Raw genomic sequence first — 301 nt, forward strand, 5'->3', positions numbered from 1 at the left:
TACTCAAGATACCTCCTACCAAAAGATTTAAAGCCCATATACTTATTTTAGCAGTACCAGGACGGTCGATGACATAATAATAAGCGATAGTCAGGACCAAGGCCACCAAACTGGAATAAATGGCTACCGAGAAATAAAGGTCATTGTCATACATTTGATCTGAAAAGCTTCCTAAATAGGCTCCTCCCCAGAGTTCATAGAAATTAGCAACTAAGTCTTTCAAAATGATAATTATTTGGTTAGTTATTTTACAGGTATGGTTATATTAAAATATTCATCGTTCCCACTTTGCCGATTATAT

At 35.2% G+C, this 301-nt stretch carries 1 protein-coding gene; it reads right to left on the reverse strand.

All coding sequences use genetic code 11. From position 1 onward, the window contains the following. Nucleotides 1-223 (reverse strand): hypothetical protein (locus HC175_RS22820; protein ID WP_209310227.1); only part of this gene is annotated, 223 nt, incomplete at its 3' end. Nucleotides 224-301: the final 78 nt, after the last annotated feature.

The organism is Salinimicrobium oceani (assembly GCF_012037645.1).